This is a genomic window from Pseudomonas sp. 18173 (assembly GCF_050432945.1).
Classification (GTDB): Bacteria; Pseudomonadota; Gammaproteobacteria; order Pseudomonadales; family Pseudomonadaceae; genus Aquipseudomonas.
Genome location: NZ_JBKFTN010000003.1, coordinates 232,333 through 258,502 on the forward strand (window position 1 = coordinate 232,333; position 26,170 = coordinate 258,502).

The window sequence follows — 26,170 nt, forward strand, 5'->3', positions numbered from 1 at the left end:
TGGCTCATACGGTGAAGACCGGCACAGGGTTGCACCAGCGATCCTTGTATTCACGGTCGGCGCGACCGAAAGAAAAGCGCAATGGCTTGTCTTGTGCCCGCGCATGCTCCCAGGCGCTCTGCGTATTGAGAAAACTCAGCACGCTGCCGGGGCTGAACTCACGGGTTTGCGGATCGACCCCACCGTTGATGTACTCGACACTGATCCATTGCGGGGTTTCGACGCGGTACACCAATTGAATCGCAATCGGCGCATCGTTGAGGAAAATCACCGATCCGATCAGCAACTCACGCAGCAACTCGATGACGTCGGCCATGCGTTCGGCACCCGTCGCCGGGAAGCCCCAGCGGCGCTGGAACAGGTCGCAATAAATCGCCGCCAGCTCCGCGCTGGAAAACTCCGATACCGGCCGCACCACACCACCAGCCTCTTCCAGCAAACGCAATTCACGGCGCTGGTTATAGCGAAACTTTTTCGACAGTTCTTCGGGTGTGCGGGCCATGGCCAGTTGCTCGGTTTGCAACCTGATGCCGGTGAAACGGCCTTCGTTCAGCGCCGACAGATAGCGCGCGCGATGACGCAAAGGCGCCGTGGCATCGGCAGCGGCCGGCAGGATGATTTCGGCGTTGCCCAGATCGAACAGGCCTTTTTTGCCGCGACGCTTGAGCACGTCCTTGGACAAGGCCAGGTCGCGTCCCCAGGTCGGGATCGCCGCCTTGACCTCACCACCCTGTAACCAGGCCAGGTAGCGCACCGGAATGTCGGCCAGGTTCGCCAGACGCTCGACCACCATGGGATGGGTCGCGACGCTGCCGCCATATCGCTGCCAGGTTTCGGCGTAAGTCGAGGCGTCGACTACCGCCCAGCCACGCTCGCGCCAGCCTTGAAATCGGTTGAGCATCAGCCCCTCTGTGCCAGTTCGGTAACGTGTGGCAAGTGCCAGAAAGCATCGCGCACCGCTCGGTCGGAAAAGCGTTCGCGCAAGCGCTCGAGCATCAGTTCGGCACACTGTCGACGTTGCTGGTCATCCATGCCGGCCAGATGTTGCAGCCCCTGGGCCAGATGTCCGGCATCGCCCAACGGGAACAGGATGCCCACGCCTTCGACCACTTCCTTAGCTCCGCCGCAGGCCGTGGCCAGCAGGGGTACGCCGGCGGCCATGGCCTCCAGCAGTACCATGCCGAACGGTTCGTGATCGGAACTCAGGGCGAACACATCGAAGGCCCGGAAGTAGTTGCGCGCATCCGGCACCTGACCGAGGAACAACACCCGGTCACCAATGCCAAGCTCACGGGCCTGAGCCTTGAGCTTTTCCTCCAGACGCCCTTTACCGAGAATGACCAGCTGGCTGTTGGCCGGCAACCTCGGCAACGCCTCGGCGAAACCCTGCAGCAACGTGGCCTGGTCTTTATCCGGATGCAGCCGCCCGACGTTGCCGACGATCCAGGCATCCGCCGCCAGCCCGAGGGTTTCCCGGGCCTCGCGAGCCGACACCTGCGTGGCTTGCAGGGCATCCACGTCGATGCGGTTGTACAAGGTCTGAATGCGCGAAGCCGGCCACTTCGGCAGGCAGCTGCGCATGTCGTCGCGCACCGCGTCGGACACGCCGAGCAGACTCAAACGCTTGCGGAAAATATGCGCAAACAGTTTGCGGCTGCCGCGCTTGTAGTCTTCAAACCCGTGGTGCACGCCAATGACCGGCAACGACGTACCGAGCAAGGCGATATAGATGGGCTTGAAGCGGTGAGCGATGCAGAAACTGAAGTTGCGCGACGCGGCGATCTTGCGCAGATCGCCGATGGCTCCCAGCTTCAGGCCGCGAATGGCCTTGGAGCTGTACTCCATGAACAGCACTTCGTCGGAGGCGCAGCCCGCGGCGACTTCGGCATCGGCGGCCCCGGTGAGAAACACCGTGGTCACCCGATAACCGGTCCCCGCGAACAGGCTGGCGTACTGCCGCGCGCAGTCCAGGAACGGCCCGTCATAGCCGTGGCAGAACTGCAGCACATGGCGTTCAGCCGAACGTGTCATAGGCGTTCGCGCCCTCTTTGACCACCAGGATGTCTTCCATGATCAGATACTGCAGATCCGAACCGAAGAACATATTCAACGCATCGGTCGGCGAGCAGATCATCGGCTCGCCGCGACGGTTGAGCGAAGTGTTGAGCGACACGCCGTTGCCGGTGAGCACTTCCAGCGCTTTCATCATGTCGTAGTAGCGCGGGTTGTATTCGCGCTTGAGCACCTGGGCGCGGGAGGTGCCGTCTTCGTGGACGACTTCCGGCACGCGGGTTTTCCACTCTTCAGCCACTTCGAAGGTGAAGGTCATGAACGGAGCCGGGTGATCGATCTTGATCATCTGCGGCGCCACGGTGTCGAGCATCGACGGGCAGAAAGGCCTCCAGCGCTCGCGGAACTTGATCTGGTGGTTGATGCGGTCGGCCACGCCCGGCACGCTCGGGCAACCAATGATCGAGCGCCCGCCCAGTGCACGCGGACCGAACTCCATGCGGCCCTGGAACCAGGCCACCGGGTTGCCATCGACCATGATTTTGGCGATCTGCTCCGGCATGTTGTCGAGCTTGCGCCACGTTGGCTTGTTCTCGTGACGGGCGCAGGCCGCGATCACATCTTCGTTGCTGTACGACGGGCCGAGGTAGACGTGTTCCATCTTCTCGACCGGTACGCCACGGGCGTGGGACACATAGGCCGCAGCGCCGACCGCGGTGCCGGCATCGCCGGACGCCGGCTGTACGAACAGCTCCTTGACGTCATCGCGAGCGATGATTTTCTGGTTGAGCTTGACGTTCAACGCACAGCCACCGGCATAGGCCAGCTTGCCGGTTTGCTTGAGCACGTCGCCCAGGTAGTAGTCGATCATCTGCAGCGCAATTTTTTCGAACAGCGCCTGAATGCTCGCGGCGTAGTGGATGTAAGGCTCGTCGGCGATGTCGCCTTCGCGCTTGGGACCCAGCCACTCGATCAGCTTCGGCGAGAAGTAGTAACCCTTGCCCTTCTCTTTGTAACGGCGCAGGCCGATGACGTTGGCGTAGTCGGTGTTGATCACCAGCTCGCCGTTTTCGAACGAAGCCAGGCGCGAGAAATCGTATTTGCTGGCGTCGCCGTACGGCGCCATGCCCATGACCTTGAACTCACCGTCGAGCATGTCGAAACCGAGGAACTCGGTGATCGCGCCGTACAGGCCGCCAAGGGAGTCCGGATCGAAGAATTCCTTGATCTTGTGGATCTTGCCGTTTTCGCCATAACCGAAGAAGGTCGTGGCGTACTCGCCCTTGCCGTCGATACCGAGGATCGCGGTTTTCTCTTTGAAACCGGAGCAGTGATAAGCACTGGAGGCGTGGGCCAGGTGGTGCTCGACCGGCTCGATCTTGATCTTCTTCGGGTCAAAACCCAGTTGCTCCAGGCACCAGACGATCTTGTTGCGATAGCGTTTGTAGCGACGATTGCCCATCAGGATCGCGTCGAGTGCACGGTCCGGGGCGTACCAGTAACGCTTGGCGTACTGCCAGCGGGCCTTGCCGAACAGGCTGATCGGGGCGAACGGGATCGCTACCACGTCGACATCGGACGGCTTGATGCCGGCCTGTTCCAGGCAGAACTTCGCCGATTCGTAGGGCATGCGGTTCTTTGCATGTTTATCGCGTACGAAGCGTTCCTCTTCAGCCGCCGCGACCAGCTTGCCGTCGATATACAAGGCTGCGGAAGGATCATGGCTAAGGGCGCCGGACAGGCCAAGAATCGTCAATGCCACAGGGGTCTAGCCTCTTTAGTCTGCATGCAGGCGCAAGCGCCTCAAAAATTAATGTGCCCTCGCAATGGGCGAGAGACAGCTAAAGGGCGGGATTATAGCGTAAAAGCAGCGGCAAGCCTCTAGCCGCAAGTGGCAAGCAACCAGGGCGGGCACCTCGCGGCATTTTCAACCGCGCGCAGGTCGCCAGTAGACCAGGATATTGCCGCCCACGCATTGCCGGTAAATCGTGTACGGCAGGACAACGGTGTCCAGCGCGCCAGACACGGCCAGGTCCACCAAAACGAACGGCACAAGAATACCCGTAGGGTCTGGCGGTGCATTCAATACACAGAAGTCGTACGCCAGGCCGCTGTAGACCCGGGGAATGGACTGGCAATAGGTCTTTTGCCTGCGCAGCCCCTGAGCGGCTTCGGCTTCATCCTGCAGGACGGTGGCGGCGGTGCCGCAGCCCATTAACGACACGGATAAAACACCCGATGAAACTGCCATTCTGATCGTCACAGCTTGCCCTCCGAGAACGTCAGGCAAACTAGCATCGGGGCGATTTGGGCCACAGTTCATGGCTTCCCAAGATCGCGTAGGACGGTTCACAGGAACTTGTCTGCTTTCTCGGTTGGCAGTTCAGGCCTCATCGCGGGCAAGCCCGCTCCCACAGGGATTTCTGAACGGTCGGAACTACTGTGGGAGCGGAGGTGCGGCGATCCGACTTGCCCGCGATAGGACCGAAGGTCCTGATTCAGTCAGCGCTGGAGATGTCTTTGGGTAGTCGCTGATCGATGACCTGATAAAGCGCGCTGCTTTCCGGCCAGTTGCGCATGAACCGCGCCCGATCCCGGGCATAGGCCGGGGCGAAGCTGCCCACCGAGCCATGCTGACGCATCGCGTCCAGATCGATCAACGCCCAGCGGTCCTGCTGCCAGAACAGGTTGTGCCCCTTGAAGTCGCCATGGCTGATGCGCTCGCGAATCAATTCGGCAAACAGATGGTCCAGCGCCGCCAGCTCCGCTTCCGGTGCATCGCCCCGCTCCACATAAGGCGCAAAACGCTCGATGATGTCCGGCCCCGGCAGATACTCGGTGATCAGGTAAGCCCGGCTGCGCAACCACAGGAAACGCTTTTCCAGCAATGCCAGCGGCTTGGGCGTGGCAATCCCGAGGAACGCCAGGCGATTGCCTTCGCGCCATGAATGCCAGGCCCGGCTCGGGCGCCAGAAGCGCTTGAGCCAGTGGGCAACCCCCTTGATGTTGTAGCGCTTGATCACCAGCGTACGGCCATCCACCTCGACCTTGCCGACGCTCGCCGCACCGCCTGTCTTGTACAGATGCCCCTGGTCGAGCAAGGCATCGGCCTGCTCCAGCACCGGCAGCATCGACGACGTTTCCTCGCGGCGAATCGCCCGCAACCCGAAGGCCCCGCGCTGGACGCTGAACAGCGTGCACTCGCGGCCGGCCTTGATCAGGAAGTCCTTGAGGCGCCAGCTGCGGACCTTGTCGATCTGCTTCTGCAACGCTTCCATGGGCAAGGCGTGTTCGCCGTTGCTGAGCAGGTAATACACCAGCAGCTCTTCAATGAAAGGCTCGATCGACTTCGGCAGCTGGGCGAAGAACACCCCGAGGTTTTCCAGGACTTTCTGCCGCGACAACGGCTGGCCAGGCGTCTCGCAACAGATACCCGCGCCATCGATCAGGTACAGGCGACCGCCCTGGCGCAACAAATTGTCCAGGTGCAGGTCTTCCTGCCACAGGCCCTTGCGATGCATCTGGCCGATCGCACCCAACGCTTCCGCCAGCACTGCCCCTTGCCCATCGGACAGCACGGGTTGCTGCTCAACCTGCTTCCAGGTGTCGCCCAGGCTTTCGGCTTGCTCAAGGAAATCAAACAGCAGCCAGCCACCCTCGCCATCCTTCAGGCCGTCGGCCAATAGCTGCGGCGTGGTCAACCCCTGGGCAGAGAGCAGGCGCACGCCGTCCAGTTCACGCTGAAAATGCCGTGCGGCCTTGCTGCCGACCAGCAATTTGGCCAACACCGGCCGGCCACGCCAGACGCCGGCACCGACATAACGCTGCCCCGGCAAGACCCGCAACAGACTCAACAGCTGCAGTTCGGCGGGACCGGCGGCGTCGGCCAGCGATACGCTTAGCGGCAATACAGGGTTGCGGCCAGCGGCCTTCAATTCTGACAAACGCATCAGCGCGGCCTCTTTTGACTGCGTCGCACGGTCAAACGCTGCAGCCAGCTGTTGACCAGCGAGCTGTCCTGCGATTGATCCAGATAGGCGGCCAGTAATTGCCGCAGTTGCGACTCGCCCCACTCGGGCGCGCGACGCGCCAGTGGCTCCAGGTCCTTGATCCGGTCACGCCGCCCGTACAGCAGCGGTCGGGTTTTTTCCAGATCGATCAATTGCGCCCGAAAGCCGTTGCCGGTGGCGCGCATGAAAATATGCTTGGGATAGAAGCACCCGTGCACCTGGCGTGCAGCGTGCAGTTGCCTGGCCAGTTCGCCACTGGCCTTGAGGATTGCCGAGTGCTGCTCAGGACTCAATTCATCCCATCGTTCCAGCAGCGATTCAAGGTCGTCCCAACCGTCCAGGGCGCGGGTCAGCAGGATTGCGCGCACTTCACCATCAACCTTGCGCTTACCGTAGAACACCGCTTCCAGCGCCGGGACTCCCATCGTCCGGTAACGGGAGATGTTGCGAAACTCGCGAGCGAAACTCGGCTCGCCGAAGGGAGCGCGCAATGTACGGGTCAGGTAGTTGCTTTGACGCTTGAGGTAGAAGCCATGACCTTCCAGATCCAGCCGAAACACGCTGCTCCAGCCGCCGCGATCGGTGTTGGGTTCGTCCACCGCATCGAGCTGCCTGGCCCAGAGTGCGTCGAACGTGCCGAGACCATGGCGCTCAAGCAGCGCACGGTCTTCAGCAGCCAGAAAATCAGTCATTCGCGTCCCTCGAAAAATCTCAACACGTGCCGGATGCGTTTCTTGTCCGCAGCGCTGAGCCGGGTCCGGTTACGGTATTGCAGGTAAAAACGCAGCCGCTGGGTCGCCGACAGTTGGTACTTGGCGACCTTGTCCAGGCACGCCAGATCCTTGGTGATGCGGTACTTGAGCCAGAAACCGCGCCAGAAATCACCGTTGGGGCAATCGATCAAAAACAGTCGGGCCTCATCGTCGATCAGCAGGTTGCGCCACTTCAAATCGTTATGGGTGAAACGGTGGTCGTGCATGGTTCGGGTGTGCTGCGCCAACTGACGACTGACAGTATCGACCCACGCGCGATCCAATAGTTTCGGATCGCGTCGCTCCGCCAGTGCCGACAAGTCTTCGGTACGCGGCAGTTCCCGGGTAATCATCGCGCCGCGAGCGTAGGCCACGCCCCGCCGCTCCAGACCCCAGGCCACCACGTCGGCAGTGGGGATACCCCACTTGGCAAAGCGCTTGAGGTTCTGCCATTCCATCTTCACCCGAGGCTTGCCCAGGTAACGCCGCAAGCCTCTGCCGGCGCCCACGTAGCGCTTGACGTAATAGTTGACGCCATTGCGCTGGACACGGATGACCTCCGAGAGCAGGTCACTGGTGATTTGCTCGCCCTGCAACGCAAACACAGCCTCGAGGCTGCCAAAGTCATCGGCCAGGTCGCTGTAGGCCGGCTCAAGTCTCCAGCCAGGCATCAGAGCGCATCCCCGTATCGCTGTTTACGCTCGTAGAGCTTGTTGGCCTTGCCGTCGAGCCACGCCAGCAAAGCGGCCTCTTCACTCAGGATCTGACGTAGCGGCTGCTGGAAATAACCTTTGAGGAAACGCAGCTTGTCGCGGCGGGTCAGGCCGATGTCCAGCGCGGAAAAGTACAGCGCCGCCAGATCCTTGTTGCGCCAGCGCGAAGTGATCGCCGGGCGGGTCTGGGCGCGGTGCAGGTCGATCACCGAGAGCTTGAAGTCGTCTGCGGTCACCGGTTTGTCGGTATGCAGCAGGAAATGGCAGATGTAGCAGTCGCGGTGGTTGACCCCGGCGCGGTGCATCATGCCGGTCATGCGCGCCACTTCGGCGATCAGCGCGCGCTTGAGCCTTGGCTCGGGCGGCTGCTTGATCCAGTGAATGCTGAAATCTTCGAGACTGACCGTGGGCGCCAGCTCTTCGGTGACGATGAACGAGTGCTGGTCGGCCGGGTTGCGGCCCTTCTCGCCATATGCGACAGCAGTCATGGTCGGCACGCCGGCTTCCTGCAGGCGCTGAATGGCCTGCCACTCCTGGCCGGCACCCAGTACGGGAAGCTTGGCAGTGAGCAGGTTCTTGAAGATTTCGCCCCAGCCGATGCCACGATGGATTTTCACGAAAAACCCGTTGCCGTCGACTTCCGTGCGCAACGTCCGGCGTGCTTCCAGCTCGCGGTACACCTCGCCCTTGAGCCCCTCGACTTCGGCGAACGGGTCGCGCCCGGCCCAGAGGCTCTTGAACGGTTCAGCCAGCATCAACTTCATTTAAGCGTGCTCCGCCAGAATCACATCGGCCGCGTGCTGCGGCATGCTGTAGAGGTCGGCCGTCTCGGCGTAGGCCAGACCATTGCGGCTCCAGGCCGCCCTTGCTTGAGCGTCGTTCAACATGCCGGTCAGGTACTGCGTCAGCTGTGCCTGATCGAACGGTTCGTCCAGCACCAGGCCGGCATCGGCCTCGGCGATGTAATGGGCGTAGCCGCACACCGCGCTCACCAGCACCGGCAAGCCGGCCACCAGCGCTTCGAGCAGCACGGTGCCGGTATTTTCGTTGTACGCCGGATGGATCAACAGATCGGCACCCAACAGGAAACGCGGGATATCACTGCGCCCCTTGAGGAACGTGACGTTGTCGCCCAGCCCCAATGTCGCACTCTGCATCTGGAATAATTTGGGGTCATCCTGGCCAATTACAAACAGCCGGGTGCGCTTCCTCAATTCGGCAGGCAATGCCGCCAGCGCCTTGAGGCTGCGATCCACACCCTTGGTCTTGAACCCGGAGCCGATCTGCACCAGCAGCAGCTCGTCGTCCTTGAGATTGAACTCCGCGCGGAACCCTGCACGAATGTCATCGGCATCCGCCGGCCGGCGACGGTCCTGGGCGATACCCGGTGGCAGCAGGTGGAAACGCTCCAGCGGCGTATCGTAATGCTTGATGAACAGTGGCTGCTGGACCTCGGAAATCATCAACACTTCGGTCTTGGCGTCCCTGGCGAACACCGCCCGCTCGTATTCGGCGAAGTGGCGATAGCGGCCCCAGCGGCGATACAGCGAATTGCGCAGGTTCTGCGCCTTGTCTTCGAAGCAGCCGTCGGCGGCGTAGTAGACGTCCAGGCCCGGCATCTTGTTGAAGCCGATCAGGCGGTCGACCGGGCGCCTGGCCAGGTCCGCCTCCATCCACGCACTGAGCTTTTCGTTGCGTCGATGGTTGAAGAACGCCTTGACCGGCGCCACCAGCACTTCGAAACCCGGCGGCACGTCGCCTTCCCAGATCAGCGTGTAGACGCGAATCTGATGGCCGCGCTTCTGGCACTCCAGGGCGATGCGCATGAAATCGCGCTGCAAGCCGCCAAACGGAAAATATTTGTACAAGACAAATGCCAATTGCATCAGCGCAGCTCCTCAGCCATTAACAACGTGCTCAGTCGGCTGGCGACACGCTCGGGGTTCAGACGCGTGAAGCACAACGGCCACTCGCGCTTCAGGTCAAATTGACGGCCATCGTCGGCCGTCGGTTGATAGGTGCATTTTTTTTGCAGGCATGGCGCACACGGGAAGTCGCTGGCCATGTGAATCTGTACTTTGCCGTAGGCGCCGGTCAGGCCCGGATTGGTCGGGCCGAACAGCGACAGCGTCGGTACATCCAGCGCAGCGGCCAGATGGCCGAGGCCGGTGTCCACCGCCACGCAGGCTTGCGCGCCGGCCAACACCTTGCCGACACCCGCCAGGTTCAATTTAGGCAACACTTCGGCATGCTTGAAACCCGCAGCGATACGCTCGGCCCGGGCTTTCTCCAGGGCATTGCCCCAAGGCAGCTTCACCCCGACGCCAAGGTAGCCGACCCGTTCGGTCAGCTCGCGCCAATAGGCTTCGGGCCAGTGCTTGGTGTCCCAGGTGGTGCCATGCAGAAATACCACGTAAGGGTTCTTGCGCGGCAACTCCACCAGGCGCTCGACATTCAGCCCGTAGTCGCCCAGCCCCTTGGGCAAGTCATAGCCCAACGCGATGGCGAACAACTGGCGCACTCGCTCCACCGCGTGCTGCCCGCGAGCAACGGCAAGGCGTCGATCGTAAAAGCGCGAAGCGATGGGCTCACGTGCCGAACTTTTATCGAGACCGGCCACCGGCGCCTTGACGTAACGGGTCAGCCAGGCGCTTTTCAGCAAGCCCTGGGCGTCGATCACCAGGTCATATTTGGTGGCGCGAACGCTTTGCTTGAAGCGTTTCCACTCGCCGCTCTTGATGGTCTGCCAGATGTTTTTGCGCCAGCGACGGATCGCCACCGGAATCACCTTGCCCACTGCCGGGTGCCAGGTCGGGATCTCGGCAAAGCCTTCTTCCACCACCCAGTCGAATTTGATGCCGGGAATCGCCCGCGCCGCGTCAGTCAACGCCGGCAGCGCGTGAATGACGTCGCCCAGCGAAGAAGTCTTGATCAACAGAACCCGCAAGCTATTTGACCTCGACCACAGTGCCCTGCAAACGCTGCAAGGCTTCGTTCACCGCTTGCGGCATGAGCTGGCGCAGGCAGTTGTAATGGCCGAACCGGCATGTGCGATCAAAGCATGGGCTGCATTCAATGCCCAGGCGCACGATCTCGACGTGCTCGGCCAGCGGCGGCGTGAAGCCCGGCGACGTCGAGCCGTAGACTGCCACCAGCGGGCGGTTCAGCGCGGCGGCAACGTGCATCAGGCCGGAGTCGTTGGACACCACTGCATCGGCACAGGACAGCAGGTCGATGGCTTCGGCCAGCGAGGTGCCGCCGCTGAGGTTGACCGATTCTTCCCGCAGGCCGGGAATCAGCCGCGCGCGGATGTCTTCGCCCACGGCGTGATCGTTTTTCGAACCGAACAGCCAGACTTGCCAGCCTTCGCGGATCTTCGCTTCGGCGACCCTGGCGTAATGCTCGGATGGCCAGCGCTTGGACTCGCCGAACTCGGCACCGGGGCACAGGGCCAGCACCGGACGGTCGAGGGTCAGACCGAACTTGGCCAGAGCCGCCTCGCGGGTGACCGGGTCGATCTGCAGCGCCGGGCGTGGATAGGGTTTTGGCAGCTCGACGCCCGGCTCGTAAGCCAGGGCCATGAAACGCTCGATCATCAGCGGATAACGATCTTTATCCAGCGTGCGCACGTCATTGAGCAAACCGTAGCGCAACTCACCGCGCCAGCCCGTGCGTTTCGGGATGCCGGCAAAGAACGGCACCAGCGCCGATTTCAGGGAGTTGGGCAACAGGATCGCCTGGTCGTACTGTCCGGCCAGGGATTTGCCGATACGCCGACGCGTCGCCAGCTCCAGGACGCCGTGACCGAGCGGAAAGCTCAAGGCCTGGCGAACTTCGGGCATGCGCTCAAGAATCGGCCGGCTCCACTCGGGGGCCAGCACGTCGATTTCGCATTGAGGGTGGCGCTGTCTCAGGCACTGGAAAAGTGTCTGCGCCATCACCATGTCACCGACCCAACTGGGCCCAACGATCAGAATTTTCATGTGGTTTCCATAAACGAACCGGGGAGGCCTACGCCTCCCCGCCTCGAAAATTCTACAGAACAACGCAAATCTACTACTGTAGGAGCGAGCTTGCTCGCGATGAGCCTGAAAACTCCGCGGGGTGTCAGGCTCACCGCGTTATCGTTAACGACCATCGCGAGCAGGCTCGCTCCTACAGGGAATATTGGCGTATCAAATATCCCGTTTCAGCCTAGACCCAACTCACACCAGATCCGCATGACCTGCTGCCGTTCGTCCACGAACTGGTCAGCCGGTATCACCCCCGGGTTCTTCTGCAGAGCCTGCCGGTGGGCGGCGGAACGGTACGCTTTATACACTTCACGTAACAGGCCGGCATCTTCGGCGGGCATCAACCCTTCATGCTCCAGCTCTTCCAGAATGCGGATATTATCCGTCCAGCGCAGCAATGGCGGGTGTGTTTCGGACCACGCCAGGGCCGCGTATTGCACCATAAATTCAATATCGACGATACCTCCGGCGTCCTGCTTGATATCGAACGGCGCCGTCGCGTCGAAGGCATTTGCCCCGGTGCCGGCCGCCGTGCTCTTGCTGCCGAGGTTATCGCGCATCTTGGCGCGCATCTCGCTGACCTCCTGGCGCAGGGTCGGTAAATCGCGTGTTTTGCCCAGTATCGAGGCACGGACTTTCTCGAATGCCTGGCCGACATCCTGGCTGCCCACCAGCACTCGCGCCCGCACCAGCGCCTGGTGCTCCCAGGTCCAGGCTTCGTTTTCCTGATAACGGGCAAACGCGCCCAGGGAACTCACCAGCAACCCCGACGCACCGGACGGCCGCAGACGCATGTCCACTTCATACAGCTGCCCGGAGTTGGTCTGCGCCGTCAGCAAGTGAATGATCCGCTGCCCCAGACGGGTGAAAAATTGCGCGCCATCGATGGGTTTGGGCCCATCGGTTTCGGCCTGCGGATCGCCATCGTGGATGAACACCAGATCCAGGTCCGAACCGTGCCCGAGCTCCAGGCCGCCGACTTTCCCATAACCGACAATGATGAAGCCCGGATCGCACAAGGTGCCATCGGTGCGCAGCGGGGTGCCGTACTTGGCCACGGTCTGGCGCCAGGCCAGTGCCAGTACTTGCTCCAGGATCGCTTCGGCGAGCCAGGTCAGGTAATCGCTGACTTTCATCAGTGGCAGGCTGCCGGCGATTTCCGAAGCGGCCACCCGCAAGCGGTGCGCCAGCTTGAAGTGGCGCAGGGCTTCCATCTGCTGCTCGAGGTCGTCCTCGGGAATCCGTGTCAGGCGCTCGCGCAACTCGGCCGCCAGCTCTGGGGCCAGTGGCGGCTTGAACAGCCGGCCTTCGTTGAGCAATTCGTCGAGCAGCAACGGGAAGCGGGTGATTTGCTCGGCGATCCACGGGCTCGCCGCACACAGCGTCAGCAAACGCCGCAGTGCGCCGGGGTTTTCGGTCAGCAGCACCAGGTACGCGGAACGACGGGCCACGGCTTCAACCAGCGGCAGTACCCGTTCCAGTACCAGGTCCGGATTGTCGTGTTCCACTGCCTGCGCCAGCAAACGCGGAATAAAAGCATCGAGACGTTCGCGCCCCAGACGCTGCATCGCCCTCAATTGCGGGCTGCTACGCAAGCCGGCCAGGGCTTTCAAGGCCTTGGGGGCATCCTTGAAACCGCCCTCCTCCAGCTGGCGGCAAGCGGCCTCGTCGTCCTGAGCCTCTTCCCACAGCGGCAACCATTCACCGCCGACCACCACTTCGCTTTCGGCGCCCTGATCTTCGTCAGGATCGGCGATCACCTGCCCGAAGTGCCAGGCCACGCGGCCGCGCCAATACATCAGTTGTTCGTGGAAAGCCGTCCAGTTGGCGAAACCCAGCATAAAGGCAATACGCGCCTGATCCTGCTCGCCATCGGGCAACATTTGCGTCTGGCGATCGGCAATCGCCTGAATCGCGTGTTCGGTGTAACGCAGGAATTCATAACCTTCACGCAGCTCGCTGACCACGGCAGGCGGCAGGTAACCCTGGCCTTCCAGTGTGCCGAGCACCTTTAACAGTGGGCGCTGCTGCAAGCTCAAATCACGGCCGCCGTGAATCAACTGGAACGCCTGGGCAATGAACTCGACTTCACGAATACCGCCGGAACCCAGCTTTATATTGTCAGCCATGCCCTTGCGCCGCACTTCCTGCTGGATCAGCTGCTTCATGGTGCGCAGCGCTTCGATGGCGGAAAAGTCCAGGTAACGCCGGTAAACGAATGGCCGCAGCATGTCTTGCAGTTGCGCCCCGGCCACCTGGTCGCCAGCCACCACCCGCGACTTGATCATGGCGTAGCGCTCCCAGTCGCGTCCCTGATCCTGGTAATACTGCTCCAGCGCATTGAAGCTCAGCACCAGTGCGCCTGACGAACCGTAGGGACGCAAGCGCATGTCGACGCGGAACACAAAGCCGTCGACGGTCATCGGATCCAGGGCCTTAATCAGCCGCTGGCCCAGACGGATGAAGAATTCCTGGTTATCCAGCGGGCGCTTCACGCCGACGGTTTCGCCGCCCTCGGGGTAGGCGAAAATCAGGTCGATGTCCGAGGACAGGTTCAGCTCCACCGCACCGAGCTTGCCCATGCCGAGAATGACCATCTGCTGCGGCTCGCCGCTGCGCCGGCCGGTCGGCACGCCGAACTGCTGGCAATGGCGCACGTACAACCATTGATAGGCCTGATCGATGCTGGCATCGGCCATGTCCGAGAGGTCACGACAGGTCTGGATCAGATCGGCCTGTCGGGTCAGGTCGCGCCAGATGATCCGCACCTGGTGGCGTGCACGCTGACGACGCAAGGCGCGGCCAAGCTGATCTTCGCTCTCGGCCACACTCACGGCGGCGGCAATCTGCGCGCACAACTCACCGGGAGCGAAACTGCGGTCCAGTTCGCCGGACTGCACCAGCCCCAGCAACATCAAAGGGTCACGAACACACTGTTCTATCACGAAATCGCTGGCGGCGGTGACGCGGGCAAATTGCGCCCAGCGCTCTGGCGTCCAGGCAGACAGCCCGTGATCATCGTCCAGGGCGGCGACGGCAGCCCGCAAAGACTGCTCGGCGCGGGAGACAAACGGCAGGAGAATGGCGGGCAGTTCAGCAAACGAAGGGAGGCTCATGGTCTATCCTTGATCGGCGTGCAACGGACTGCATGTAGTGGTTTTCGAAAACCCACTACCTGAGGGACTGTCGAACAAAAGTTAGAAATAGCTGAAAATTCTTTTATTTTGGCAGCCAGCATCAAGCTTTTACCTTTTGTAGTTGGAAAAAGACCAACCTTAACGATTATTCTCACAACGCAGCCGGGGGCCACAAGCCGCTCATCTGTAGTTTTACTACTCGTATATACATTAGACGGGCTGAAATGCCGGAAGATTTGTAGTAAAACTACACGCCGCCGGAACAACCTGTCGGCAATCCAAGAATTCATAACGTCTGCCCACAAGGCCAGTCGCTAACTCAGGCAACCGATTCTGGTAGCCTTTCCGCCCTGGAGCAAGCCATGCAAGACCTCGATCCCGTCGAAACCCAGGAATGGCTGGACGCCCTGGAATCGGTTCTCGACAAAGAAGGCGAAGACCGTGCTCACTATCTGATGACCCGTATGGGCGAGCTCGCGACCCGCAGCGGTTCGCAGTTGCCTTACGCCATCACCACGCCTTACCGCAACACGATCCCCGTTACCCACGAAGCACGCATGCCTGGCGACCTGTTCATGGAACGCCGCATTCGCTCGCTGGTACGCTGGAACGCGATGGCCATGGTAATGCGTACGAACCTGAAAGATTCTGACCTGGGTGGTCACATCTCCAGCTTCGCTTCCAGTGCGACCCTGTATGACATCGGCTTCAACTACTTCTTCCAGGCCCCGACCGACGAACACGGCGGCGACCTGATCTACTTCCAGGGCCACACCTCGCCAGGCGTTTACGCCCGCGCATTCATGGAAGGCCGCATCACCGAAGACCAGATGAACAACTTCCGCCAGGAAGTCGACGGTCAGGGCCTGTCGTCCTACCCGCACCCTTGGCTGATGCCTGACTTCTGGCAGTTCCCGACCGTATCCATGGGTCTGGGCCCGATCCAGGCGATCTACCAGGCTCGCTTCATGAAGTACCTGGAACACCGTGGCTTCATCCAGCCAGGCAAACAGAAAGTCTGGTGCTTCCTGGGCGACGGCGAGTGCGACGAGCCGGAATCCCTGGGCGCGATCTCCCTGGCCGGCCGCGAGAAGCTGGACAACCTGATCTTCGTCATCAACTGCAACCTGCAGCGCCTCGACGGCCCGGTTCGCGGCAACGGCAAGATCATCCAGGAACTCGAAGGCGTGTTCCGCGGTGCTCAGTGGAACGTGACCAAAGTCATCTGGGGCCGTTTCTGGGACCCACTGCTGGCCAAGGACGTCGACGGCATCCTGCAACGCCGCATGGACGAAGTCATCGACGGCGAGTACCAGAACTACAAAGCCAAAGACGGCGCGTTCGTCCGTGAACACTTCTTCAACACGCCTGAACTCAAGGCGATGGTTGCCGACCTGTCCGACGACGAGATCTGGAAGCTCAACCGTGGCGGCCACGACCCGTACAAGGTCTACGCGGCGTACCACGAAGCGGTCAACCACAAAGAACAACCGACCGTCATCCTGGCCAAGACCATCAAGGGTTATGGCACCGGTGCCGGCGAAGCGAAAAACACTGCGCACAACACCAAGAAAGTCGACGTCGACAGCCTGAAGTTGTTCCGCGATCGTTTCGACATCCCGGTCAAGGACGAAGAACTGGAAAACCTGCCGTTCTTCAAACCGGAAGCAGGCAGCGCCGAAGCCCGTTACCTGGCCGAGCGCCGCAATGCACTGGGCGGTTTCGTGCCACAGCGTCGCGCACACAGTTTCAACATTCCGACGCCACCGCTGGACACCCTCAAGGCGATCCTCGACGGCTCGGGCGACCGTGAAATCTCCACCACCATGGCTTTCGTGCGGATCCTCGCGCAACTGGTCAAGGACAAGGAAATCGGCCCGCGCATCGTGCCGATCATCCCGGACGAAGCCCGTACCTTCGGTATGGAAGGCATGTTCCGTCAACTGGGCATCTACTCCTCCGTCGGCCAGCTCTACGAGCCAGTCGATAAAGACCAGGTGATGTTCTACAAGGAAGACCAGAAGGGCCAGATCCTCGAAGAAGGCATCAACGAAGCGGGCGCCATGAGCTCCTTCATCGCTGCCGGTACTTCGTACTCCAGCCACAACCAGCCGATGCTGCCGTTCTACATCTTCTACTCGATGTTCGGCTTCCAGCGGATCGGCGACCTGGCCTGGGCCGCTGGCGACAGCCGCACCCGTGGTTTCCTGATCGGCGGCACCGCCGGCCGTACCACCCTGAACGGTGAAGGCCTGCAACACGAAGACGGTCACAGCCACCTGCTGGCTGCCACCATCCCGAACTGCCGCACCTACGATCCAACCTACGGCTACGAGCTGGCGGTGATCATTCAGGACGGCATGAAGAAGATGACCGAAGAGCAACAGGACGTCTTCTACTACATCACTGTGATGAACGAGTCGTACCAGCAGCCAGCCATGCCGGCCGGTGCCGAAGAAGGCATCAAGAAAGGCATGTACCTGCTCGAAGAAGACACCCGCGAAGCGGCGCACCACGTCCAGCTGATGGGCTCCGGCACCATCCTGCGTGAAGTCCGTGAAGCAGCGAAGATCCTGCGCGAAGAGTTCAACGTCGGCGCCGACGTGTGGAGCGTTACCAGCTTCAACGAACTGCGTCGCGACGGCCTGGCCGTTGAGCGCAGCAACCGTCTGCACCCGGGCCAGAAGCCCAAGCTGAGCTACGTCGAAGAGTGCCTGAACGGCCGCAAGGGTCCGGTCATCGCGTCTACCGACTACATGAAACTGTTCGCCGAGCAGATCCGTCAGTGGGTACCGTCCAAGGAATTCAAAGTCCTGGGCACCGATGGTTTCGGCCGCAGCGACAGCCGCAAGAAACTGCGTCATTTCTTCGAAGTTGACCGTCATTTCGTGGTGTTGGCAGCCCTGGAAGCACTGGCTGACCGTGGTGACATCGAACCCAAGGTGGTGGCCGAGGCCATCGTCAAGTTCGGTATCAACCCGGAAAAACGCAACCCACTGGACTGCTGAGGAGAGATTCTGTGAGCGAACTCATTCGCGTACCTGACATCGGCAGCGGTGAAGGTGAAGTAATTGAACTGTTTGTGAAGGTCGGCGACCGCATCGAAGCCGACCAGAGCATCCTGACACTGGAATCGGACAAGGCGAGCATGGAAGTGCCCGCGCCGAAGGCCGGTATCATCAAGAGCCTGAAAGTGAAGCTGGGCGATCGCCTGAAAGAAGGCGACGAACTGCTGGAGCTGGAAGTCGAAGGTGCCGCTGCCCCCGCTTCTGCACAGTCTCCTGCGACTGCCGCAGCGCCAGCAGCAAAAGCCGCAGAGAAACCGGCTGCTGCAGCGCCGGCCGCTCCTGCTGCTGCACCGGCTGCCGCTTCGGTCCAGCAAGTGCACGTGCCGGACATCGGCTCGTCGGGCAAGGCCCAGATCATCGAGATCCAGGTCAAGGTCGGCGACACCGTTGCAGCTGATCAGTCGCTGATCACCCTGGAATCCGACAAGGCCAGCATGGAAATCCCGTCGCCTGCCGCTGGCGTGGTCAAGGCCATCAGCGTCAAGCTCAACGACGAAGTCGGCACCGGCGACCTGATCCTGGATCTGGAAGTGGCGGGCGCTGCTGCGCCAGCTGCGGCTCCGGCCCAGGCAGCCGCTCCGGCAGCCGCCGCTGCACCTGCACCTGCGGCCGCCCCGGCGGCTCCAGTGGCCGACAGCGTTCAGGACATCCACGTTCCGGACATCGGTTCGGCGGGCAAGGCCAAGATCATCGAAGTCCTGGTCAAGGCCGGCGACACCGTTGTCGCCGACCAGTCGCTGATCACCCTGGAATCCGACAAGGCGAGCATGGAAATCCCGTCGCCTGCCGCTGGCGTGGTGGAAAGCGTTTCCATCAAGCTCGATGACGAAGTCGGTACCGGCGACCTGATCCTCAAGCTGAAAGTCAAAGGCGCCGCGCCTGCTGCACCTGTTGCCGCGACCGCACCTGCCGCTGCTGCTCCGAGCGCTCCGGCGCCAGCCGCTGCTGCTCCGGCTGCCGCTGCTCCTGCTGCTGCCCCGGTTGCTGCTCCCGCCAAGCCGGGTGCCAAGGTTCACGCCGGCCCTGCCGTGCGTCAACTGGCCCGCGAGTTCGGCGTCGAGCTGAGCGCCGTAGGCGCCAGCGGTCCGCACGGTCGCATCCTGAAGGAAGACGTGCAGGTCTACGTCAAGGCCATGATGCAGAAGGCCAAGGAAGCACCGGCCGCTGCAGCTGGCGCAACCGGTGGCGCGGGCATCCCGCCGATTCCGGTCGTGGACTTCAGCCGCTTCGGTGAAATCGAAGAAGTGCCGATGACCCGCCTGATGCAGGTCGGCGCTGCCAACCTGCACCGCAGCTGGCTGAACGTGCCGCACGTGACACAATTCGACTCGGCGGATATCACCGAACTCGAAGCGTTCCGTGTTGCCCAGAAAGCCGTTGCAGAGAAGGCTGGCGTCAAGCTGACCGTCCTGCCGTTGCTGCTCAAGTCCTGCGCACACCTGCTCAAGGAACTGCCGGACTTCAACAGCTCGCTGGCACCAAGCGGCAAAGCGATCATCCGCAAGAAGTACGTGAACATCGGCTTCGCCGTCGACACCCCGGAAGGCCTGCTGGTACCGGTCATCAAGAACGTCGACCAGAAGAGCCTGCTGCAACTGGCGGCCGAAGCGGCTTCCCTGGCTGAAAAAGCCCGGACCAAGAAGCTTTCGTCGGACGAGATGCAAGGCGCCTGCTTCACCATTTCCAGCCTCGGCCACATTGGCGGCACCGGCTTCACGCCGATCGTCAACGCGCCGGAAGTGGCGATCCTCGGTGTCTCCAAGGCAACCATCCAGCCAGTCTGGGACGGCAAAGCCTTCCAGCCGAAACTGATGCTGCCACTGTCGCTGTCCTACGATCACCGTGTGATCAACGGCGCCGCCGCTGCACGCTTCACCAAGCGCCTGAGCGATCTGCTGGGCGACATCCGCACCATGCTCCTGTAATACCGGGCGGCCCTCCTTCACCGGAGGGCCGCTCGCGTTCCACGTTTCCGAGCCACGCTCGTACCTCAACCCCGCCAATTTGGCGGGGCTTTTTTTTGCCTGCGTTTTTATCCGAAGCTTTCACTTCAAGAGCAGTCCTTCCTACATTTGTGGCTGATACAGCCCACAACTTCAGTCCATTTCATCTCGATATTTTTCGGGGTCAAATAATTAGCCTCAGTGATACGACTGCCAAGCCAAGTCGCAACTAACACATCATTGATCGATAGATAAAAACTGAATGGACTCGAATATGTTCAAGCCTACTGTCGGCCCGATTATTGGCCATACAACAACTAATCAGACCCGTATTTTCTTACGTGGCAAACCGCATAAAGACACCTTGGTTTTCGCCGGCATTCGTTATCGCCAGTCAGGAGACTTGCACTGGAACAAAGGCCTGTTCACACAACTGGCAGATTCGCGCGACCTCTCGGATGTCATCGTTCTTAACAATCTGGCGGCCGATACCGAGTATGAATACCAGGCTGGCTGGTTCACCTCCATGAACCCGGCGCATACCGAAGCGACCTTTGCGCAATTGCCTTTGCAATGGCCTGCAGAGGTCTATCGCCTGCGCACTCAGTCCGACAAAAACACGGCACCACGAGCCTATATCGTCGGCTCATGCCGCTACCTGCGCATGACCGCCGGCGTGCCATCGGCGCCACATCTGGGCGACCGGATTTTTGCCTCGATCAACCGTCTGGCGCAGCATGCCGAGCCACCGATCAGCGCGATGCTGATGACCGGCGACCAGGTCTATGTCGATGACTTGAACTTCATTGCCCCCGACCGGGAATACAACGAAATACTCAGCAAGTACCGCACGGCGTTCTCCCAGGCCCATATTGGAAAGTTAATGGCTGGCGTGCCGACTTATATGATTCTTGACGACCATGAGATCGAAGATAATTGGCCGGCCAACAAGACCACAGCCGACGAGCACTTATTCAACAACGCCATGAGGGCTTATCAGCTGTATCAAGCCAGCCATAGCCCGGCTCACGAACTCAATAGTGCCGGAACAATCAGCCACCCTCTGAAGCACTATTGGTATCAATTCACCAATGGCGATATCGAATGGTTTGTCACCGATACTCGCACCCGGCGCACGCTGGCGGGCGAGCGCCGCATCCTCGATACCGAACAGGAACAGGCCTTGTGCGACTGGCTGATCCACAGTCCGGCCCGGGTCAAATTCGTGGTGACCAGCGTCATGTTCTACCCCGATCGCCAGCGTCTGGGTGATGACGCCTGGAAAGCCTTTCCCGAACAACGGCTGAGGTTGCTGGAGATCATCCGTACCCATGGCATCAAAAATGTCATCTTCGTTTCCGGCGATGTCCACGGCTCGCTGACCAGTTGCCTGAGCCACAGCGAGGACACGGACTTCGAAGTCCACACCATCGTCTCGTCACCGCTGTGCAACAGCAAATGGCTGCCCTATGCCAAGGCATCCACCTTCATCCTGGATCAACCGCTGGCACAGACAGCAGCAGGTGATTATCGACATGAACTGCTCGGGAACGTGATCAGCCAGGACAATTTCGCGCACCTGATCGTCGATACGGAGCAGATTCAGGTGCGATACCACGACCGGGAAGGCAGGCTGTTGCAATCAACACGTATCCACTTGCGTTAGAGTGCATCCTTTCGGTCAATAGCATTACTTTTGCCCCTGACTGCAGAAATCTTCGCGCCTGCCGACACATTCTTATAGCACTTGGCCTTCATCTCTCTTGTCAGTCGGTGTCGCAATGATGCAACCTTGCCGCAGGCAACAGTAAAGAGGGCGAGAGCCCAGCGCGTTCAGCATATTCGAAGCGAGTTTCCCTCCATATGAAAAGCCAACCCGATGCCGCCAGCCGTATGGTGGCCGAGGTAGTGACGCAGTTGCCTGTGCCCTCGCGGCTCGGCATGCTGCGTTTCGAACGGCTTAATGAACCCAGCTGGGCGCTGCTGTTTCTCGATCCCAATTGCGAACGCCAGTTCGGCCTGCCCGCCGTGGAGCTGTGTGCGCTGGTGGGCTCACCCTACGCAAGCCTGATGGAGCCGGAAGCGCGCTATCAACTGCACGACGCGGTCCAGCAGCAGCTGACCGAAAGCACGCATTACCTGATTCGCTACACCCTGCACACCGCCTCGGGTTCCCTGAATCTGCTGGAACTGGGCGAAGCCTACAAGCAACACAATCGCCACCTGTTGCGCGGCTACCTGCTGGTCATCGACGGCCTGTTCGAGGATGACCCGCTGCTACCGGCCCTGGATCTGGAAACCCAGAACTCGCGCCTGCAAATCGCCCTGGAACTCAATCAGCGCGCCCAGCAGGAGCAACTGCTGCATCTGGACCGGGTGCGCGCCCAGCAGGACCTGATCCTGCTGCTCACCCGCCAACGCTACAGCAGCAATGACTCCTTGCGCGAAGCCGCCGAACTGATCACCCGCAGCGCCTGCGACATTTACCAAATCGACTGCGCCAGCCTGTGGCACCTCGAAGGGTCGATGCTGGTGCCGATCTCGGCCTATCACCGCACGCAACAGGAATACCTGCTGCCACAGCCGATCGACGTCAGCGTTTTCCCCGATTACCTCGACGCCCTGCACACCGGTCGCGCCATCGACGCCCATAACGCCATGCGCGACCCGCGCACCCGGGAGATGGCCGAAAGCCTGCGTCCGCGCGACGTCAACGCAATGCTCGACGCCAGTATCCGTGTCGATGGCCAGGTGGTCGGCGTGTTGTGCCTGGAGCAAACCGGTGCGACCCGTGCCTGGCAATCGGACGAAATCGCCTTCGCCGGAGAACTGGCGGACCAGTTTGCCCAGGTCATCAACAACCACAATCGACGAACCGCCACCAGCGCCCTGCACCTGTTCCAGCGTGCGGTCGAACAGAGTGCCAACGCCTTTTTGCTGGTCAATTGCGATGGCGTGGTGGAATACGTCAACCCGAGCTTCACCGCAATCACCCAGTACTCCACCGAAGAAGTGCACGGTCAGCGCCTGTCGGAACTGCCGGCCCTGGAGAACCTCAGCGAATTGCTGTTCGACGCGCCGTCGGCGCTGGCCAAGAGCAACAGTTGGCAGGGCGAATTCAAGAGCCGGCGCAAAAACCTCGAACCCTACTGGGGCCAGCTGTCGATCTCCAAGGTTTACGGCGACAACCGCGAGCTGACCCACTACATCGGCATCTACGAAGACATCACCCAGACCAAACTGGCCCAGCAACGCATCGAGCGCCTGGCCTACACCGACAACCTGACCAATCTCGGCAACCGTCCGTCATTCATCCGCAACCTCGACGAACGTTTCGCCCGGGACAGCGATGCACCGATCAGCCTGTTGCTGGTGGACATCGACAACTTCAAGCGGATCAACGACAGCCTCGGCCACCAGACCGGCGACAAACTGCTGATCAGCCTGGCCCGGCGCCTGCGCAACAGCTTGATCCCCAGCGGTAGCCTGGCGCGATTTGCCAGTAACGAATTCGCCGTGTTGCTGGACAACAGCGACCTCAGGGTGGGCCAGCAGGTGGCCAACCAGTTGCTGGCGACCCTCGACAAACCGATGTTCGTCGACAACCAGTTGATCAGCGTCACAGGCTCCGTGGGCCTGGCCTGCGCGCCGCTGCACGGGCGCGACCCGCAAACCCTGATGCGCAACGCCGGGCTGGCACTGCACAAGGCCAAGGCCAACGGCAAACACCAGGTGCAAGTGTTCACCGAAGCGCTGAACGCCGAGGCCAGCTACAAGCTGTTCGTCGAAAACAACCTGCGCCGCGCCCTGACCCAGAACGAACTCGACGTGTTCTACCAGCCCAAGCTGTGCCTGCGCAGCGGGCGCCTGCTGGGGATGGAAGCGCTGCTGCGCTGGGATCATCCGGAAAAGGGCATGATCCGCCCGGATCAGTTCATCAGCGTCGCCGAAGAAACCGGGCTGATCATTCCGATCGGCAAGTGGATCGCCCGCCAGGCCTGCCGCATGAGCAAGGCGCTGTCCGCCGCTGGCCTGGGCAACCTGCAGGTGGCGATCAACCTGTCGCCCAAGCAGTTCTCCGACCCGGACCTGGTGGCCTCCATCGCCAACATTCTCAAGGAAGAAGCCCTGCCCGCTCATTTGCTGGAGCTGGAGCTGACCGAAGGCCTGCTGCTGGAAGCCACCGAAGACACCCACTTGCAACTCGACCAACTCAAGCGCCTGGGCCTGACCCTGGCCATGGACGACTTCGGCACCGGTTACTCGTCACTCAGTTACTTGAAAAAATTCCCCATCGACATCATCAAGATCGATCGAAGCTTCATCCACGAAATCCCGGACAACCAGGACGACATGGAAATCACCTCCGCGGTGATCGCCATGGCGCACAACCTGAAACTCAAGGTCGTGGCTGAAGGCATCGAAACTGCCGACCAGTTGTCGTTCCTGCGCCGTCACCGCTGCGACGTCGGCCAGGGCTACCTGTTCGACCGTCCGATCCCGGGCAACGAGCTGATCGAAAAGCTCAAGCGCTATCCGCGTGGCCCAATCGCCTGACAGACTTCGAACCTGTGGGAGCGAGCCTGCTCGCGAAAGCGGTGGGTCAGCCAGCGACAATGTTGCTGTTTTGACGCCTTCGCGAGCAGGCTCGCTCCCACATAGATTTCGCTTAACTGGATGGCATTTGGCACACTGGCGGTCTGTGTATCGACAACCCAACCTGACTGAGAGGACTGATCATGGTTCTGCGCTCGGAAATTCTGGTGAACAAAAACGTGCTCCCTACAAAAGAACAAGCTCTGCCCGGCCGCGAAACCGCGATGACCCTGCCTGAAAAGCACTTTGTGTTCAAAGACACCCCCTTGCTCGGCCCGTTCTTCGAAGACGTCGACTTCGCGATCTTCGGCCTGGGCTGTTTCTGGGGTGCGGAACGCCGCTTCTGGCAGCGCGAAGGCGTGGTCAGCACGGTGGTGGGTTACGCCGGTGGCTTCACGCCAAACCCGACCTACGAAGAAGTCTGCTCCGGCCTGACCGGCCATGCCGAAGTGGTGCTGGTGGTGTACGACAAGGCGAAGGTCAGCTACCAGCAGCTGCTGGCGATGTTCTGGGAACTGCACAACCCGACTCAGGGCATGCGCCAGGGCAACGACATCGGCACCCAGTACCGTTCGGTGATCTACGCCACGTCGCCTGAACAACTGGACGCCGCGCTCAAGAGCAAAGCCGCGTACCAGGCTGAACTGTCCAAGGCCGGCATCGGTGAAATCAGCACCGAAATCGACCAGGCCCCGACCGTCTATTTTGCCGAGACGTATCACCAGCAGTATCTGGCGAAGAATCCGGAAGGCTACTGCGGGATCGGCGGCACAGGCGTGACCTGCCCTATCTGACGACTGACTGTAGGAGCGAGCTCGCTCGCGAAAAACCAAAGGGCGCCGTGGGCATCCGGTTTTACGCGTTATCGTTCACGACCTTCGCGAGCAAGCTCGCTCCTACACAGTGATGGCGTCCAATCAGTCGCTACAAATGCAACAGATCAACTTTCAGCAATCAACCAATCCATCCGCCACCCACCCTGGGTCTGCCCAAGCTTCTCGGACAACCACGGCAGCAGCTCACGCAACTCTTCCTCCAGCCCCCACGGCGGGTTGGCAATCGCCAGGCCGGAGCCGTTCAGGCTGTTCGGCGTATCCAATGGATGCACCAGCAACTCCACCCGCAACAACTTCGGCGCCCCGGTGCCAGCCAGGTCCTGATAGAAACGCCGCAGCGCGCGCTGATCCTTCACCGGGTACCAGATCGCCGCCACGGTCTGGCGCATCCGGCCAATCGCTTCCTTCAACGACGCGGCACAACGCTGCATCTCGTCGAGCTTCTCGAACGGCGGATCGATCAACATCACCGCACGCTTCTCCGGCACCGGCAGCAAGGCCCGCGACACATGCCAGCCCTCGCCCAAATGAACCTTGACCCGGCGATCACCGGCCATGTTGTCCTTGAGCAACACGCCGTCTTCCGGGTGCTTCTCGTTGAGCAGCACACGGTCTTGCGGGCGGGTCAAACGCCGCGCCAGCTCCGGCGACCCCGGGTAATAGCGCAACTGGCCATCCGGGTTCATCTCATGCAGCACCTGCATGTAATCGGCAGTCAGGAGCGGCAGGTCCGGCTGATCCCACAAACGCGCAATGCCTTCCAGGTACTCGCCGGTGCGACTCGCCTGATCGCCCTGCAGGTCATACAGACCAATGCCGGCGTGGGTGTCGAGATAGGCAAACGGCTGCTCCTTGCGCGACATCAGGGCGATGAGGCGGGTCAAGGTCAGGTGTTTGAACACATCGGCGTGATTGCCGGCGTGGAAGGCGTGACGATAATTCATGGCTGCTCCTGCGAAGGCCGGGAAGTTTACCTTTTACCGGCCGGCAAGTCAGGGGTTGGTGGCTGAGCGGATGGCCCGGGAAGAAAACTGCAGTGAAAACGCAAAAAAATGGCCCGCCTCCAAAAGGAAGCGGGCCATTTTCATTCAA

The 26,170-nt window shown here is 61.0% G+C and carries 18 protein-coding genes; 5 read left to right on the forward strand and 13 right to left on the reverse strand.

Annotation, left to right across the window (positions count from 1 at the left end; all coding sequences use genetic code 11):
- Positions 1-4: 4 nt before the first annotated feature.
- The 12 genes from ACLD1X_RS04940 to glnE all read right to left on the reverse strand — a co-directional run bounded on the left by ACLD1X_RS04940 (position 5) and on the right by glnE (position 14,614).
- Positions 5-901: an antimicrobial resistance protein Mig-14 gene (locus ACLD1X_RS04940; RefSeq protein ID WP_429366373.1), complete on the reverse strand. Its 897-nt coding sequence runs from the start codon at positions 899-901 to the stop codon at positions 5-7.
- Positions 901-2,031 carry a glycosyltransferase gene (locus tag ACLD1X_RS04945; protein WP_429366374.1) on the reverse strand — a complete coding sequence of 377 codons (1,131 nt, stop codon included), beginning with the start codon at positions 2,029-2,031 and terminating at the stop codon, positions 901-903. The genes ACLD1X_RS04940 and ACLD1X_RS04945 overlap by 1 nt, the downstream gene beginning before the upstream one ends.
- On the reverse strand, positions 2,015-3,772 hold the full coding sequence (locus ACLD1X_RS04950) for a carbamoyltransferase family protein (protein ID WP_429366375.1): 1,758 nt from the start codon (positions 3,770-3,772) through the stop codon (positions 2,015-2,017). The genes ACLD1X_RS04945 and ACLD1X_RS04950 overlap by 17 nt, the downstream gene beginning before the upstream one ends.
- Before the next feature lie 165 nt (positions 3,773-3,937).
- On the reverse strand, positions 3,938-4,273 hold the full coding sequence (locus ACLD1X_RS04955) for a YceK/YidQ family lipoprotein (protein ID WP_429366376.1): 336 nt from the start codon (positions 4,271-4,273) through the stop codon (positions 3,938-3,940).
- Positions 4,274-4,508: 235 nt separating this feature from the next.
- Positions 4,509-5,960: a lipopolysaccharide kinase InaA family protein gene (locus ACLD1X_RS04960; RefSeq protein WP_429366377.1), complete on the reverse strand. Its 1,452-nt coding sequence runs from the start codon at positions 5,958-5,960 to the stop codon at positions 4,509-4,511.
- The gene (locus ACLD1X_RS04965; protein ID WP_429366378.1) at positions 5,960-6,712 is read right to left on the reverse strand and encodes a lipopolysaccharide kinase InaA family protein; all 753 of its coding nucleotides are present in this window, start codon (positions 6,710-6,712) and stop codon (positions 5,960-5,962) included. The genes ACLD1X_RS04960 and ACLD1X_RS04965 overlap by 1 nt, the downstream gene beginning before the upstream one ends.
- Entirely contained in the window at positions 6,709-7,443 is a 735-nt protein-coding gene (locus ACLD1X_RS04970) for a lipopolysaccharide kinase InaA family protein (RefSeq protein WP_429366379.1), read from the reverse strand. The genes ACLD1X_RS04965 and ACLD1X_RS04970 overlap by 4 nt, the downstream gene beginning before the upstream one ends.
- The gene (rfaP, locus tag ACLD1X_RS04975; protein ID WP_429366380.1) at positions 7,443-8,249 is read right to left on the reverse strand and encodes a lipopolysaccharide core heptose(I) kinase RfaP; all 807 of its coding nucleotides are present in this window, start codon (positions 8,247-8,249) and stop codon (positions 7,443-7,445) included. Before rfaP ends, ACLD1X_RS04970 begins: the two co-directional genes overlap by 1 nt.
- Positions 8,250-9,371 carry a glycosyltransferase family 4 protein gene (locus ACLD1X_RS04980; RefSeq protein ID WP_429366381.1) on the reverse strand — a complete coding sequence of 374 codons (1,122 nt, stop codon included), beginning with the start codon at positions 9,369-9,371 and terminating at the stop codon, positions 8,250-8,252.
- Complete coding sequence (gene waaC / locus ACLD1X_RS04985; protein ID WP_429366382.1) at positions 9,371-10,432, reverse strand: lipopolysaccharide heptosyltransferase I; 1,062 nt, start codon at positions 10,430-10,432, stop codon at positions 9,371-9,373. The genes ACLD1X_RS04980 and waaC overlap by 1 nt, the downstream gene beginning before the upstream one ends.
- 1 nt (position 10,433) lies before the next feature.
- Positions 10,434-11,468 carry a lipopolysaccharide heptosyltransferase II gene (gene waaF / locus ACLD1X_RS04990; protein ID WP_429366383.1) on the reverse strand — a complete coding sequence of 345 codons (1,035 nt, stop codon included), beginning with the start codon at positions 11,466-11,468 and terminating at the stop codon, positions 10,434-10,436.
- A 206-nt stretch (positions 11,469-11,674) separates the two neighbouring features.
- Positions 11,675-14,614, reverse strand: coding sequence for a bifunctional [glutamate--ammonia ligase]-adenylyl-L-tyrosine phosphorylase/[glutamate--ammonia-ligase] adenylyltransferase (gene glnE, locus ACLD1X_RS04995; protein WP_429366384.1), 2,940 nt, complete (start codon positions 14,612-14,614; stop codon positions 11,675-11,677).
- Positions 14,615-14,997: 383 nt separating this feature from the next.
- Between glnE and aceE the strand changes: the two genes are divergently transcribed.
- The 5 genes from aceE to msrA all read left to right on the forward strand — a co-directional run bounded on the left by aceE (position 14,998) and on the right by msrA (position 25,036).
- Entirely contained in the window at positions 14,998-17,643 is a 2,646-nt protein-coding gene (aceE, locus tag ACLD1X_RS05000; RefSeq protein ID WP_429366385.1) for a pyruvate dehydrogenase (acetyl-transferring), homodimeric type, read from the forward strand.
- Between the two features lie 11 nt (positions 17,644-17,654).
- Positions 17,655-19,628 (forward strand): dihydrolipoyllysine-residue acetyltransferase, encoded by a 1,974-nt coding sequence (gene aceF / locus ACLD1X_RS05005; RefSeq protein WP_429366386.1) that lies wholly within the window; start codon positions 17,655-17,657, stop codon positions 19,626-19,628.
- 292 nt (positions 19,629-19,920) lie between these two features.
- Complete coding sequence (locus tag ACLD1X_RS05010; protein ID WP_429366387.1) at positions 19,921-21,312, forward strand: alkaline phosphatase D family protein; 1,392 nt, start codon at positions 19,921-19,923, stop codon at positions 21,310-21,312.
- 197 nt (positions 21,313-21,509) lie between these two features.
- Positions 21,510-24,203 carry a putative bifunctional diguanylate cyclase/phosphodiesterase gene (locus ACLD1X_RS05015; protein ID WP_429366388.1) on the forward strand — a complete coding sequence of 898 codons (2,694 nt, stop codon included), beginning with the start codon at positions 21,510-21,512 and terminating at the stop codon, positions 24,201-24,203.
- A gap of 182 nt (positions 24,204-24,385) precedes the next feature.
- Positions 24,386-25,036 (forward strand): peptide-methionine (S)-S-oxide reductase MsrA, encoded by a 651-nt coding sequence (gene msrA / locus ACLD1X_RS05020; RefSeq protein ID WP_429366389.1) that lies wholly within the window; start codon positions 24,386-24,388, stop codon positions 25,034-25,036.
- A 146-nt stretch (positions 25,037-25,182) separates the two neighbouring features.
- On the opposite strand, the gene ACLD1X_RS05025 is transcribed toward msrA, so the two are convergent.
- Positions 25,183-26,022 (reverse strand): 23S rRNA (adenine(2030)-N(6))-methyltransferase RlmJ, encoded by an 840-nt coding sequence (locus tag ACLD1X_RS05025; protein WP_413703685.1) that lies wholly within the window; start codon positions 26,020-26,022, stop codon positions 25,183-25,185.
- Positions 26,023-26,170: the final 148 nt, after the last annotated feature.